Origin of the sequence: Capillibacterium thermochitinicola, from assembly GCF_013664685.1 — a bacterium.
Classification (GTDB): domain Bacteria; phylum Bacillota; class UBA4882; order UBA10575; family UBA10575; genus Capillibacterium; species Capillibacterium thermochitinicola.
This window is the reverse complement of the sequence record NZ_JAAKDE010000003.1, coordinates 65,739-79,156: the sequence shown is the minus strand read 5'-3', so window position 1 is coordinate 79,156 and position 13,418 is coordinate 65,739. Positions and strand designations below refer to the sequence as shown.

The following is a 13,418-nucleotide window of genomic DNA, read 5'->3' as shown; positions in this document are numbered from 1 at the left end:
ACTTTAGAGAAAGGGGGGATTTTCCATCAATGACTTTACATGCGTGTTCAGCCTTTCGGCTTGAAGACCAGCGCGACGAGGAAGCCGAAAATAATTGCGGCCGTAATCCCGGTGCTGGTCAATTCGAACATGCCCGTCAAGACCCCGATGACACCGTTTTTCTCCGCTTCGGCGATGGCCCCTTTGACCAAGGCGTTGCCAAAGCTCAAGATCGGCATGGTCGCCCCACCCCCGGCGAATTCAACCAACCGGTCATAGAGGCCGAGGCCGCCCAGGATGCCGCCGATCACCGTTAACGTCGACAGAATGTGCCCCATATTCAGTTTGGTATAATCCCAGACCAGCTGGGTCAGGAGACAGATCAGACCGCCAACCCAGAAAGCATTGAAATAAGTTTGCCAATTCATGATGGACCCACTCATTTCTGGTGGAGAATTGCTCATCAACAATAGTCAGAATTACCATTGGGCTGGGGAAATATACAGGGAAAGGTTGTAACTTCCCCGTAATTTCAATTTGTTGATTTCGTAATCCCAATGATCTTAAAATGTTACCATAAGATGGTACAATGAAGTCGAAGAAAAAAGAAGGAGGTAATAAAAGATGAGACAATGTCCAGATTGCCAAGTCGAGATTAAAGGATGGGAGCTGTTCTGCCCGCGGTGCAGCAGAGCCGTTTACGGAGCAGAAAAACCACGGAAGGTTAAGGAGCGAAAGTGGAGATTATTCTGGTAATCTCCACTTTCTTTTTTGGGCGGCACGTTTAGTCCCGCTGAATAGCTGATTAATAGGCTAAAAACCTTCGCAACTTAGCAACTTTCCCGACCACAGTGTGGTCTTTTTTTATGGCCGTTTTGGCTAATTTTATTTTGCTTTGTGTTTTCCTCCATCCCCTCCGCATAAAAAACCATATATAGGACAGAAAACCGGGTTTGGAACGGACATACTACAAGTGATTGAGTTCCACCCGGGGAGGGAGAGCTTTGCCACACAACAACCAGCAAACCAAACCTCGGCGTTCAAGAGTCTTTAAACTCCTACGCTGGCTGGTGGTTTTGTTCCTGATCGGCGGTTTGTCCGGTACCGTCTTTGTTTTATATAACCCCTTTATCAGTGAGGTTGATCTGCGTCAACTCCTCCGGCCTAATCTGCAGGCTTCCGTCCTGCTGGACCGGAACGGTGAGGAGCTGTTGACCCTCAGTCCGTCGCGGGTCGCTTGGACACCTTTGGAGAAAATCCCGTTGTTTTTGCGCCGGGCGGTGGTAGCGGTGGAAGACCGGCGTTTCTATGAACACCGGGGGGTCGATTTCCAGGGCGTTCTAAGGGCTGTCTACTATAATTTACGCCGGCAAGAGCGGGCCCAGGGGGGAAGTACCCTCACCCAGCAGTTGGTGAAGAATCTTTTGCTCACCAATGTGAAGACGATCCCCCGTAAACTGGTGGAGATCGGTTATGCGGTGAAGATTGAGCAAAATTACTCGAAGGATGAGATCCTGGAGGCGTATTTAAACGGGATCTACTTCGGCCACGGTGTCTATGGGGTGGAAGGGGCAGCCCGCTTCTACTTTGCCAAGCACGTCTGGGATCTGTCCCTTGCCGAGCAGGCGACGCTGGTCGGTTTGATCCGGGGGCCGGAACTGTACTCGCCCTATCGCCATCCTGACCGGGCGTTGAAGCGCCGGAACCTGATCCTGGAAGTGGTGTTGGGGCAGGGTTTGCTCACCCGGCGGGAGTATGAACAACTGTCCGCCTTACCCCTGGAGGTGGAGGAGGATCCCAGTTATTTGACCATGGGCGGATATTTTGCCGATTATGTCGTGGACTGGTTGGCGCAGCAGTATGGTTGGTCCGTTCAGTATATCCGGGCGGGGGGCTTAAGGATCTACACCACCTTGGACGCTTATATCCAACGGATTGCCGAAGAGACGATCGCCGCTTTGCCCAAGGATGAAAAGGGAGGGCCGGAAGCGGCATTGGTGGCGCTCGACCCGAAGAACGGCCAGATCCTGGCGATGGTCGGCGGACGGAATTACCGGTTTTCCAAGTATAACCGGGCGGTCCGAATGCGGCGGCAGATCGGGTCGGCCATCAAACCGTTGATCTTTGCCGCGGCGGTGGAGAACGGATTTACCCCTGATACCCTGGTCGTAGATGAACCGGTGACCTATACCGTGAACGGGCGGCCGTGGACGCCCCAAAACGCGGATGATGAATACCGGGGGGTGATTCCGCTCCGGGATGCGCTGGCCTGGTCGCTTAATACGGTGGCGGTCCGTCTCGTGGATGAACTCGGTGTGCCGACGGTCTTCGCTTTTCTCCAGCGTTTAGGGCTGCCGTTGGTGGCAAGCGGCGCCCGCAACGACAAGGCGTTAGCTCCCTTGGCGTTAGGTGGCTTGACCGAGGGGGTTACCCCCTTGGAATTATGTACTTCTTTTACGGCCTTGGCCAACCAGGGCCTGCGCTCCCAACCGTTAGCGGTTCTGCGGGTGGAAGACGCCCGCGGCCGGGTGCTAAGGCGGGGAAGTATCCGCCAGGAACAGGTGATCCGGCCTGAAACGGCGCGGGCGGTGACCGAGATGATGCAAGGGGTTATCGCTTACGGGACGGGGCAAAGCGCCGATCCGGGGCGGCCCGCGGCCGGCAAAACCGGAACCAGCAACGAAAATACCGATGCCTGGTTTATCGGCTATACGCCGGAACTCTTGGCCGTCATCTGGCTGGGCAACGACGACCGCCGCCCGCTGCGGATCGACGGCCGGGACATTGGCGGCGGGACTGCCGGCAAGTACTGGGGGAGTTTTATCCGTCAGGCACTGGTCAGGAATAGTGTTAAGTATTTTTAGGGGGAATTTAAGGAAATAGGGATTGACGGAAAGAAAAAGTATATTTACAATAGATTAAACCATACACATAATGACATGTTCATACATATAATGACATGAGTCTTCAATGGAGTACTAAGGAGGTAGTCATGGTTTTCCGACGAATGTTAAAGATTACAACGCTGACCTTATTTTTCTTTTTCTTTACTTCGCCGGCGGTTATGGATTTTATCACCGGAAAGCACGAGGCTGGGTTGGTGCATGACCCGATGGTCAAGATCGAAAGGTTTATCCGCCGCCACCACCCGGAGATCCCCCAAGAGGACCTGGAGGAGATTACGGTTGCGGTTTTGGACGCCAGTGCACACTATAATATTGATTATTACCTGATTCTTTCTTTGATTGCCGCGGAGAGCGGGTTCCGCAAAACAGCGGTTTCCCGGAAAGGAGCCCGGGGTCTGACCCAACTGATGCCGTTTAATTGTTACGATTTAGATTGGAAGGACATTAGGGCCAATATTTTCCGGGGGACGGAGTACCTGCGGCAGCAGTTGGAACGGTTTGGGACGATTCCGACCGCTTTGGCCGCTTACAACGCCGGACCAACCCGTATCGCCCGTTCCAAGGAATGGCCGCGGGAGACCCGTCTGTATGTGCAGCGGGTTACCGGGTATTATCAGGACTTAATCGGTTTGGCCAACTGAGCGCCGAAAGGGGAAAAAGCATACATAACCGTGGCCAAACTAAAAGGTATAAACCAAAACGAAAAAAACTTAAAACGCCCCTGTTCACCTGGGAACAGGGGCGTTTTTTTGGACAGAGACGTTTTATTCGCCTTTGACAATCACGCCGCCGCCGATCACCAGCTCCCCGTCATAGAGAACCAGGGCTTGGCCGGGGGTAATCGCCCTTTGGGGAGTGGCGAAATCGCAACGGAGGGTGGTGTCATCGACCATCATCACCGTGGCCGGTGCGGCGTCGTGGTTATATCGGATTTTGGCGGTTACGGCCTGTTTCGCGGTCAGGCGGTCAAAGGGGATGAAATTTAACTGGTTGGCATAGACGGTTTGTTGGTAAACCTCTTCGGCAGTGCCGACAACCACTTCATTGGTTTCCGGCCGGATCTCCAGGACATAAAGGGGTTTGCCCACCGCCAACCCCAACCCTTTCCGTTGGCCGACGGTGTAATGGATGATCCCTTTGTGCTGACCAAGGATCCGTCCCTGGCGGTCGACAAAATGCCCCGGCCCGCTGGTGGAAGGGGCGTGCTCTTCGATAAAGCGACCGTAATCGTGATCGGGGATGAAGCAGATCTCCTGGCTGTCAGGCTTTTTGGCCACGCGCAGGCCAAGCGCGGCTGCGATCTGGCGTACCTCTTCCTTGGTGTAATCACCCAGGGGCATCAGGGTGCGGGCCATCTGCTTCTGGGTTAAATTATAGAGCGCGTAGGTTTGGTCTTTTTTGCTGGTAGCGGCTTTCTTTAAGAGGTAACGTCTGGTTTTTTGGTCATAGACAATCCGCGCGTAGTGCCCGGTGGCGATGTAATCGGCGCCCAACTGCAAGGCCTTGGTCAGGAGGGATTCCCACTTCACAAAACGGTTGCAGGCAATGCACGGGTTTGGGGTCCGCCCCTGTTGGTATTCACGGATAAAGTAGTCGATGACGTGTTTCTGGAATTCCTGCCGGAAATTAAGGGTATAATGGGGGATCCCCAATTGCTGACAGACCCGGCGGGCGTCGTCGACCGCCGTCAGGCCGCAACAACCGCCGCTTTCTTCCTGGGGGGCATCTTCCGGCCAGATTTGCATGGTGACGCCGATCACTTCGTAACCGGCTTCCTGTAAAAGGTGGGCGGTGACCGAACTATCGACACCGCCCGACATTCCGACGACAACTTTAAGCTTGGTCAATTTTTCACTCCATGATCAATCAGTTTTCACCGCTGTCGGCGGTGTGTTCTTCTTCATGAATATTGTCGGGTGGGGTTAGCCCGTCAATGGTGAGCCCGTTCTTCTGGGCATAATCCCATAAGGCGGCTCTGAGGGCCTCCTCGGCTAAGCAGGAACAATGCATCTTCACCGGGGGTAGTCCATCCAAGGCTTCCGCCACCGCCTTGTTGGTGATTTTCATGGCTTCGTCGATGGTTTTACCCTTCACCATTTCGGTCAACATGGCGCTGGTGGCGATGGCCGCCCCGCAACCAAAGGTTTTAAATTTGGCATCACGAATAATATTATCTTCTATTTGCAGATAAATTTTCATGATATCGCCGCATTTCGCGTTACCTACGGTCCCAACCCCGTCGGCATTTTCGATCTCCCCGACGTTTTTGGGGTTCATGAAACACTCCATCACTTTTTGGCTGTACATTTTTTCACCTCAATACTTTATGAATTCTGGCGCACAAATTCTTCGTAGAGGGGGGACATGGACCGTAACCTTTCGACGAAGGCCGGCAGTTTGGCCAGGACCACATCCATCTCCTCCCGGGTGTTATTCTCACCAAGGGTGAACCGGACCGAACCGTGGGCCTGCTCATGGGGAAGCCCCAGGGCCAGCAAGACATGGGAAGGATCCAGGGAGCCAGAAGTGCAGGCGGATCCGCTGGAAGCGGCGATGCCTTCCATATCAAGGAGGAGAAGCAGGGATTCACCTTCAATAAACTCAAAGGAAAAATTCACGTTATTCGGCAACCGCTTTTCCCGGTGTCCATTCAAGCGGCAATAGGGGATCCGCGCTTTGATCCCGTCGATCAGGTAGTCGCGGAGGGCCTTGATCTTCGCGTTTTTCGCCTCCATATCTTGACAGGCCAAGTCGAGTGCTTTGGCCAGCCCGACAATACCCGGCACATTTTCAGTTCCGGCCCGCCGGTTCCGCTCCTGACCCCCGCCGTGGAGCAGGGGTGGAAGCTTCAGGCCGCGCCGGACGTAAAGAGCGCCGGTGCCTTTCGGACCGTAGAATTTATGCCCGGACAAAGACAAGAGGTCAATATTTTGGGCGTGGACGTCGATGGGCAGGTGGCCGACGGCTTGTACCGCGTCGGTATGGAAGACGATCCCGTGTTTTTTGGCCACCGCACCGATCTCCGCAATGGGCATGATCGTCCCGATTTCATTGTTGGCATACATGATCGTGATCAGGATAGTCTCGGGGCGGATCGCCGCTTCCACCTGTTCGGCCGAGACCAATCCGTCCGGGTCCACTTCCAGGTAGGTGACTTCAAAGCCGTTTTTCTCCAGGTACTGACAGGGATGAAGGACGGCGTGGTGTTCAATGTTGGTGGTGATGATGTGGTTGCCTTTTTCCTTTAACGCTTCGGCCATCCCTTTAATTGCCCAGTTATCGGCCTCGGTGCCGCCCGAAGTGAAAAAGATCTCATTGGGTTGGGCGCCGAGGTGTCCGGCGACGACGGCACGAGCGTCATCGATCGCTTTCTTGTTGCGCTGGGCGACCTTATATATGCTGGAAGGGTTCCCATAGTGCTCGGTGAAGTACGGGAGCATTGCTTCCAACACTTCCGGTTTCACCGGGGTTGTGGCCGCATGGTCCAGGTAAATCATTTTTTGCGAGCTCCTTTCCGCCGTATCAAGATAAAACAGATGATAATCCGTAAAAAGCGTGTCAACACGGGGTTTTTTAATCCCTAGTTATTTACTAGGAATACCAAGACCAGAATAACATTCTCCTTTCTCTTTGTCAATGCTTTTATGGTTAAAATATGAATTTACCGGGCTGTGGTTAGCCCAGATTTTCGACCCGGCAGGCGGCGGGCGGACGGTTTCGCAGTCCTTTGTAGCGGGGATGACGCAGGTGCCGGTCTGGTGTAACGGCGAGATATTCCACTTCACAAACCAAACGGGGTTCCAGCCAGTGGAGGTTGGACAGCATTGGCGGGTCGGCCAGCGGGGACTCTGTCCGTTTTAAACCGGCGAAGAGGGTGAGAAGATGGTTGATCTCACTTTGACTAAAGCCGGTTCCGACCAATCCGTAGGAGTGGAGCTCTTTTCCGGCGTAGAGCCCGACCAGGATGGCGGAGAGATCGGACCGTCCTTGCGGGTTGGTGGTGTATCCGCAGATGACAAAGTCGTTGTTCCTGACGACCCGGGCTTTTTTCCAGTAAGGGCTTCTCTTGCCGGGAAGGTAAGGGCTGTTCTTGTCTTTGCCAACCACACCCTCCAGCCCTAAAGCGGCCACCTGTTTAAAGAGGGCGGTGCCCGCATGGGGGATGGGCGTGCTGATCATCAAATGAGGGCTGGGGTTAACGACTTTGTGGAGCAGTTCTTGCCGGGTGGCGAGGGGTTGGTTCATCAGGGATTCCCCTTTAAGGTAGAGGAGGTCGAAGGCGACGTACAGAACGGGATTGGTCCGGCTTGCTTCCCTGATGCCGGCCGCGGAAGTGGTGTGCATGCGGCTTTGCAGCCGGAAAAAACTGGGTTTACCGTCGGCGAGGGCGATGATCTCCCCGTCCAGGACCACATCGCTTACCTTGACCTGGCGGTGCAGGTTATCAAGCTCCGGATATTGGAAGGAGATCTCCCGTCCGTTCCGGCTTTGCAATCGGGTGGTTGCGGTCAAAAAAGCAAGACAACGGATCCCGTCCCACTTTAGTTCAAAGTGGTAGTCGGGGGAGTCAAAAGGTGGAGCGCTCACGGCGAGCATGGGTGCGATCTTTAAAGGCAGCATCTATCCGGTCTGTGTTTTCTTTCTTTTTTTCGCGGGTTTTTTCTGAGCTTCTGTTGCTTCTAAACTGGCACGGAGGGCTTCCATGAGGTCCACAACTTTGGCCGTTTCCGGAGCGGTTGGGACCGCCACTTCTTCTCCGGCGATCTTGGCTTGGATCACTTCCATCAGTTTGGACCGGTATTCGTTGTTGTATTTTTCCGGGTTGAAGGCGGTGGAAAGATTGCCGATGAGGCTGTTGGCCATACTGATCTCGTTTGGATGCAGTTTGACTTCTTTAACCTCGGCGGCGAGCAGTTCCGGGGCGCGGATCTCATCGGGGAAAAACATGGTCGCCATGACGAGAAGCTTTTCCCACGGGCGCAGACAGGCGAGGACGGTTTTGGACCGGATCATCACCTGGGCAATGGCGATTTTCCCCGTCTCTTGCATTGCCTGTTTAAGCAGGTTATAGGCCTTTTCCCCGCCGGGGTTTGGGGCCAGGTAGTAGCTGCGGTCGAAATAAATGGGATCGATCTCGGACAAATCCACAAAATCCAGGATATCGATGGTCTTGGTGTTCTCACCGGGCAGCAGTTCAAAATCTTCATCCCGCAGGATAACGTACCGCCCCTTTTCGTATTCGTACCCACGGACCAGCTCGTCCGCGCCAACTTCCTTTTGGCAGACCGGGCAGTATTTCCGGTACTGGATGGGTGTTTTGCAGGTGGCATGCAATTGATTGAAGTGAATCTCCTTGCGTTCGGTGGCGGTGTACATTTTGATCGGGATATTGACCAGTCCGAAACTGATTGCGCCTTTCCAGAGTGTACGCATGGTAAACCTCCTGTTGACGGCAGTCAAAGTTATTATCTCCCAGGAGGCGGCCACGTACTAAAAGCAGGCCAGAAAAAAAGCCGGGAAAATCCGGCAAAGGGAGGCCTGTCCTTTTGGTGGTTAATTTTTTGCCCAAGTTCTTCGGTAAGCTTTGGGCATTAAGGGGTTAAAGGTCCTTCTTATAAACCCGGTAGGTTTTGTAGTGGAGTCCGCCGGCCCGTTCGGCACCGCGGCGCATCGGGATGTTAAACTCCGCGATGGTTGAACCTTCGCCGTAGGTGAACCCAAGCTCTTTCGCTTTGAGGAGGAGATGGTAGAAAAGGGTCCCGGAGACGCCCTTTTTGCGGTATTCGGGAATGACAAATAGCAAAAATACACGGGCACCGGAGATACGGTGGCGGTTGAATAAAAATTTCGCCCAGCCAATGGGGAAGGGAAAGCTGCTGTTTTTCATCAGCACCCGGTGGTAATCGGGGATCGAAGCGGCAAAGCCGATCGGTTTTCCTTCCAGGTTGCGGGCGATGGGAATCAACTCCGGAATGATTAAATCTCTGAGTTGGAAAGCGTAGGCCCGTAAATCCTCCAGGTTGGGCGGGGAAAGATCGCCCCAGTCTTCGGGACGGGCGTGTTCCAGGATGGTTTTAATATCAGCCAGTTCGGCCTCGATGTTGTTCCGATCGAAGCTGTTGACCCGGAACCCGTATTTGTTCTGGGCGTAGCTGACGACCCGTTCAGTTTTCCGGACATCGATCCGTTTCAGATCGTAATGGTAGGCGTAATAATCAACGTCTTTCGTAAAACCGGCTTTTTCGAAATAGGTGGCATACTCGGGCGGATTATAGGCGTTCATGAGGACCGGCGGTGAATCAAAGCCCCAAATGAGCAGCCCGCGGAGGTTCTCGCCCTTGGTCGGGGAGATTGGCCCTCTCACCAGTTGGATCCCTTGGTTGGCCAACCAGGTACAGGCATGATTAAGGATCATGGTACTGGGTTGTTCGTTGGTCGCTTCAAAGAGGGCAAGGTATCCTTCTTTTATGGACTTACCTTCGTTTTCGGCCTGGTCAATCCCCACCATTACCCGGCTCAAAGGTCGTCCGACTGAATCGCAGGCCAAAAAGAGGCGGTAGGGGCCACGCGTCAGCAAAGGGTTGAACCGGGGGTCCAGTTGTTTTTTGACCTCGTTCAGCAAAGGGGGAACCCAGTTTGGATCGTTTTTATAAAGATTCCAAGGTAGCCACAGGAAGTCACGCATGTCGTTGCGGGTGACGACTGGTTTAATGGAGATGCGATCCATTAAAACCCCTCCAATAATCTCTCTTCTCTGTAAAACTCCGCTAATATTAACAATTATTATAAACTTTTTTCGGGACCGGATCAAAGGTTGGTTGCTGGATCCGGCATTTTTGGACGCGTTTTACTTCTAAATCCGCTTACCCATTCATAATTTGTAAAGAGAAAGCCGGGGTGGCGGAATGGTTACCAAAAAAAAGTTCTTCTGGATAACTATTGTATGGCGACGGGAGTATCTTTTTGCCATCATCTTTCTTTTTGTCTGTGGATTTTTCTGCGGTTTGACCCGGCGGGACGAGCCCGTGGACGCGCCGTCGCTGTTACCATCGGCGGTTGCGGGGAAAACGATCATCATTGATGCCGGGCACGGGGGATTTGATCCGGGGGCGGTCGGCCGTAGCGGTCTGGAGGAGAAAACGGTCACCTTGGACATTGCCAAAAGGTTAAAGCGTTATTTTTCCCGGGTGGGCGTCTATGTGATTATGACACGGGAGAAGGATATTGATTACAGTGCGATGCCGGAAGCAGGCGCTTTAACCAAGAAACGACGGGATTTGCTCTACCGGGTGCGGATGGCCAACGAAAGCAATGCCGACCTCTTGATCAGTATTCACGTCAACAGCTTTCCGCAGTCGATCTGGTCGGGGGCCCAGTGTTTTTACGACAGTGAACTACCGGAGAGTAAACGGCTGGCCGAAGCGATCCAAAACAGTTTGGTGACCAGGCTGGGGCCGAACCGGCGGAAAGCTCAGAGTGCCGACTATTTAATTCTCAAGGCGACCAAAATACCATCCGTCACGGTGGAAGTGGGGTTTATTTCCAACCCGCGGGAAGAAGAATTACTGGCCGATCCGGAGTACCGGGAGAAACTGGCTGAAAGTATCTTTTACGGGACCGCGGTCTTTCTTACCCAGGAAGCAAGATCGGCGGCCCCGGTGGCGACGACGGCGGGCGGGGGCGCCGGGGGAACGCTGACGGCGAAAGTCTATCCCGAACTTACCTTTCCCACTCTGGAGCCGGGGACGGCATGTTTATACTTTGCCACGCCCAACAATGAGGATCTGAGTTTTAAACCTGAGATCCGCCCCTTGCCTGAACTGGAGGAGAAGAGTAAGTTGCAGAAGGCCCAGGTGATCCTGGAAGAATTGGCCAAGGGTCCGGGCGAAGGCAGTGTCCTTTTACCATGTTTGCCGGGGGGCAATTGGGTCCATGGCTTGCGTCTGGAGGGCACACGGGCGGTGGTCGATGTCAGTTCGGAACTGGGCACCTTTATTAACGGGGGCGGCGCCTCCGAGATGATGGCCATTTATAGCCTGGTTAATACGTTGGCGGTGAATCTTAACTTAAACGAGGTGACCATCCTGGTCGACGGGGTGAAAAATGCGACCCTGGGTGGGCACTTTCTGCTGGGCGAGCCAATTAAACCCCGGCCGGAATTGGGACCGACCGGGGCGCAAACCGCGGGAGATACGGGTAATTATCTCAGGCGATGAAGACCGCCGAGTACCAGTTTTGCTCCTGGTTTTCGTCTTTTAAGGTTTGAATCGGCAAACCGAATTGCCGGACAGTCCGGAAAACATCAATTCCCACACTGTGAAAGGCGGGACGGGCTTTCTTCGGATGGACGCAGGGCTGCCCTCTAAAGCCGGCGCACTCGGCACAGAGGGCACAGTCACTGAGGGACAGGGCGAAGTAGTAGCCGTCGAGGAAGGCTTCCCGTTCAATGGCAAAGGAGACCTCTTGCGACTTTTTTTTGTCGGTGGAGTGGATAATGACCCCCCAAGAGTAGGCGGAGAAGACTTTCTGGTACTCCCAAGGTTTGAGTGATCCCGGGCGCGAGGGGCAGGTATGGCCTTTTCCCCAGTCGGCACAACCGAACATACACTTGAGGATGGTCCGGGAATCAAAGACGATATCGTCCAAGGTGAAAAGGACGGCGTGATCGGCACCGAGCTGGAGCGCCCGGTCTACGTAGTATTGCTTATCCGGCATCGAACCACTCCTTAATGAACATTGTTTCTAGACTGATTATAGCACAAAGAGCTGGTTGCCGGGTAAAGAAGTCAAGGTTTCCTTGCGAGCTGAGCAAAACTCAGTTAAGGGCGGGTGAGTAAGTAAGGCTTGTTTTTAAGCATAAAAAAAGAAGGGGCAAAGCCCCTTCTTTTGCTTTTTAATAATCCATTCCGCCCATACCAGGGTTGGGCATTGGTTTCTCTTTCTCCGGAATGTCGGCAATCAGGCATTCGGTGGTCAAGAGCATGCCGGCAATGCTGGCGGCGTTCTGCAGTGCGCTTCTGGTGACCTTGGCCGGGTCGACGATTCCGGCTTGAATCATGTCGACAAACTCGCCGGTCATCGCGTTATAACCTTGGCCTTTGGGCAGGTTAAGCACTTTTTCGGCGATGACGGAACCTTCGGCGCCGGCGTTCATCGCAATCTGTTTCACCGGTTCGGCCAAAGCGCGACGCACGATGGAAATACCGGTGGCGATATCGCCGCTCTCTTTCTTTTGCAGCTCTTCCAGAACCGGCGAGATCTGCAGGAGCGCGACACCGCCACCCGGGACAATTCCTTCCTCCACCGCTGCACGGGTTGCGGAGAGCGCGTCTTCAATCCGGTGCTTCTTCTCTTTCATTTCCGTTTCGGTTGCGGCACCAACCTGGATGACGGCAACCCCACCGGACAGTTTGGCCAACCGTTCTTGGAGTTTCTCCCGGTCGTAGTCGGAAGTGGTCTCTTCGATCTCCAGCTTGATCTGGCTGATCCGGTTCTTAATATCCTGGGAAGAACCTTTACCATCAACGATGGTGGTTTCTTCTTTCGTCACTTTAACCTGGCGTGCTTCGCCGAGCATATCCAGGGTGGCGTTTTCTAAGGTCATGCCGACATCCTCGGAGATAACCTGCCCGCCGGTGACGATGGCGATATCGCTGAGCATTGCTTTCCGCCGGTCACCAAAGCCGGGAGCTTTCACCGCGACCACGTTAAGGGTACCGCGGAGTTTGTTCACGATCAAGGTGGCCAGGGCTTCGCCTTCCACATCCTCGGCGATGATCAACAAGGGTTTGCCTCTCTGGACCACTTTCTCCAGGATGGGGAGGAGATCTTTGACTAAGGTAATCTTCTTGTCAGTGATGAGGATATAAGGCTCTTCCAAGACAGCTTCCATCCGCTCGGAGTCGGTCACCATGTAGGAGGAGATGTAACCCCGGTCAAAGAGCATACCTTCAACCACTTCCAGTTTGGTCTCGATGGTTTTGGACTCTTCTACGGTGATGACGCCGTCTTTGCCGACTTTCTCCATGGCTTCGGCGATTAATTTGCCGATCTCTTCATCGGAAGCGGAGACAGAGGCCACCTGGGTGATGGCTTCTTTCTTGTCCACCGGTTTGCTGATCTTCTTAATTTCCTCTACCACAACCTGAACGGCTTTATCGATGCCGCGTTTCAGCATCATCGGATTGGCACCGGCGGCCACGTTCTTCAAACCTTCCCGCACCATAGCTTGGGCCAGGATGGTCGCCGTGGTGGTACCGTCACCGGCGATGTCATTGGTCTTGGTGGCTACTTCCTTCGCCAGCTGGGCACCCATATTTTCAAAGGGATCTTCCAATTCAATTTCCTTGGCGATGGTCACACCGTCGTTGGTGATCGTCGGGGAACCATATTTGCGCTCTAAGACAACATTCCGCCCTTTGGGGCCAAGCGTAATTTTAACGGCATCAGCAAGTTTATTGACACCACGCTCTAAAGCGTGCCGTGCTTCCTCGGCATAAATAATTTGTTTACCTGCCATTTTCTCACCCTCTT

12 protein-coding genes are annotated in these 13,418 nt (G+C 53.8%); 3 read left to right on the top strand and 9 right to left on the bottom strand.

The window, feature by feature from the left end; genetic code table 11:
* Positions 1–47 precede the first annotated feature (47 nt).
* Positions 48–407 (bottom strand): stage V sporulation protein AE, encoded by a 360-nt coding sequence (gene spoVAE / locus G5B42_RS01815; RefSeq protein ID WP_181338743.1) that lies wholly within the window; start codon positions 405–407, stop codon positions 48–50.
* A gap of 576 nt (positions 408–983) precedes the next feature.
* Here spoVAE and G5B42_RS01810 point away from each other — a divergent pair.
* Positions 984–2,843 (top strand): transglycosylase domain-containing protein, encoded by a 1,860-nt coding sequence (locus G5B42_RS01810; protein ID WP_181338742.1) that lies wholly within the window; start codon positions 984–986, stop codon positions 2,841–2,843.
* Between the two features lie 143 nt (positions 2,844–2,986).
* Positions 2,987–3,526: a lytic transglycosylase domain-containing protein gene (locus G5B42_RS01805; RefSeq protein WP_231133143.1), complete on the top strand. Its 540-nt coding sequence runs from the start codon at positions 2,987–2,989 to the stop codon at positions 3,524–3,526.
* Between the two features lie 123 nt (positions 3,527–3,649).
* Here the strand turns inward: G5B42_RS01805 and mnmA are convergent, their stop codons facing one another.
* From mnmA to G5B42_RS01775, 6 genes are all read right to left on the bottom strand, one after another.
* The gene (mnmA, locus tag G5B42_RS01800) at positions 3,650–4,732 is read right to left on the bottom strand and encodes a tRNA 2-thiouridine(34) synthase MnmA (protein ID WP_181338740.1); all 1,083 of its coding nucleotides are present in this window, start codon (positions 4,730–4,732) and stop codon (positions 3,650–3,652) included.
* Positions 4,733–4,751: 19 nt separating this feature from the next.
* Positions 4,752–5,192 (bottom strand): Fe-S cluster assembly scaffold protein NifU, encoded by a 441-nt coding sequence (gene nifU / locus G5B42_RS01795; RefSeq protein ID WP_181338739.1) that lies wholly within the window; start codon positions 5,190–5,192, stop codon positions 4,752–4,754.
* 17 nt (positions 5,193–5,209) lie between these two features.
* Complete coding sequence (gene nifS, locus G5B42_RS01790; RefSeq protein WP_181338738.1) at positions 5,210–6,382, bottom strand: cysteine desulfurase NifS; 1,173 nt, start codon at positions 6,380–6,382, stop codon at positions 5,210–5,212.
* 178 nt (positions 6,383–6,560) lie between these two features.
* Positions 6,561–7,505, bottom strand: a complete 945-nt coding sequence (gene ligD / locus G5B42_RS01785; protein WP_181338737.1) for a non-homologous end-joining DNA ligase — start codon at positions 7,503–7,505, stop codon at positions 6,561–6,563.
* Entirely contained in the window at positions 7,506–8,318 is an 813-nt protein-coding gene (gene ku, locus G5B42_RS01780) for a non-homologous end joining protein Ku (RefSeq protein ID WP_181338736.1), read from the bottom strand. It lies immediately after the preceding gene.
* A 166-nt stretch (positions 8,319–8,484) separates the two neighbouring features.
* Positions 8,485–9,612: a GNAT family N-acetyltransferase gene (locus tag G5B42_RS01775; protein WP_181338735.1), complete on the bottom strand. Its 1,128-nt coding sequence runs from the start codon at positions 9,610–9,612 to the stop codon at positions 8,485–8,487.
* 178 nt (positions 9,613–9,790) lie between these two features.
* Between G5B42_RS01775 and G5B42_RS01770 the strand changes: the two genes are divergently transcribed.
* Positions 9,791–11,101, top strand: a complete 1,311-nt coding sequence (locus G5B42_RS01770) for an N-acetylmuramoyl-L-alanine amidase (RefSeq protein ID WP_181338734.1) — start codon at positions 9,791–9,793, stop codon at positions 11,099–11,101.
* Here the strand turns inward: G5B42_RS01770 and G5B42_RS01765 are convergent.
* Together G5B42_RS01765 and groL are read right to left on the bottom strand one after the other, a co-directional pair.
* Positions 11,091–11,600: a DUF2284 domain-containing protein gene (locus G5B42_RS01765; RefSeq protein WP_181338733.1), complete on the bottom strand. Its 510-nt coding sequence runs from the start codon at positions 11,598–11,600 to the stop codon at positions 11,091–11,093. The two genes, G5B42_RS01770 and G5B42_RS01765, sit on opposite strands and share 11 nt — an antisense overlap.
* Positions 11,601–11,778: 178 nt before the next feature.
* Positions 11,779–13,404 (bottom strand): chaperonin GroEL, encoded by a 1,626-nt coding sequence (gene groL / locus G5B42_RS01760; RefSeq protein ID WP_181338732.1) that lies wholly within the window; start codon positions 13,402–13,404, stop codon positions 11,779–11,781.
* Between the last annotated feature and the right edge of the window lie 14 nt (positions 13,405–13,418).

Excerpts from the sequence above, each read along its gene's own strand:
- spoVAE (WP_181338743.1), bottom strand. The coding sequence starts at position 407 with ATGAATTGGCAAACTTATTTCAATGCTTTCTGGGTTGGCGGTCTGATC.
- G5B42_RS01805 (WP_231133143.1), top strand. The coding sequence starts at position 2,987 with ATGTTAAAGATTACAACGCTGACCTTATTTTTCTTTTTCTTTACTTCG.
- nifU (WP_181338739.1), bottom strand. The coding sequence starts at position 5,192 with ATGTACAGCCAAAAAGTGATGGAGTGTTTCATGAACCCCAAAAACGTC.
- nifS (WP_181338738.1), bottom strand. The coding sequence starts at position 6,382 with ATGATTTACCTGGACCATGCGGCCACAACCCCGGTGAAACCGGAAGTG.
- ligD (WP_181338737.1), bottom strand. The coding sequence starts at position 7,505 with ATGCTGCCTTTAAAGATCGCACCCATGCTCGCCGTGAGCGCTCCACCT.
- ku (WP_181338736.1), bottom strand. The coding sequence starts at position 8,318 with ATGCGTACACTCTGGAAAGGCGCAATCAGTTTCGGACTGGTCAATATC.
- G5B42_RS01775 (WP_181338735.1), bottom strand. The coding sequence starts at position 9,612 with ATGGATCGCATCTCCATTAAACCAGTCGTCACCCGCAACGACATGCGT.
- G5B42_RS01770 (WP_181338734.1), top strand. The coding sequence starts at position 9,791 with ATGGTTACCAAAAAAAAGTTCTTCTGGATAACTATTGTATGGCGACGG.
- G5B42_RS01765 (WP_181338733.1), bottom strand. The coding sequence starts at position 11,600 with ATGCCGGATAAGCAATACTACGTAGACCGGGCGCTCCAGCTCGGTGCC.
- groL (WP_181338732.1), bottom strand. The coding sequence starts at position 13,404 with ATGGCAGGTAAACAAATTATTTATGCCGAGGAAGCACGGCACGCTTTA.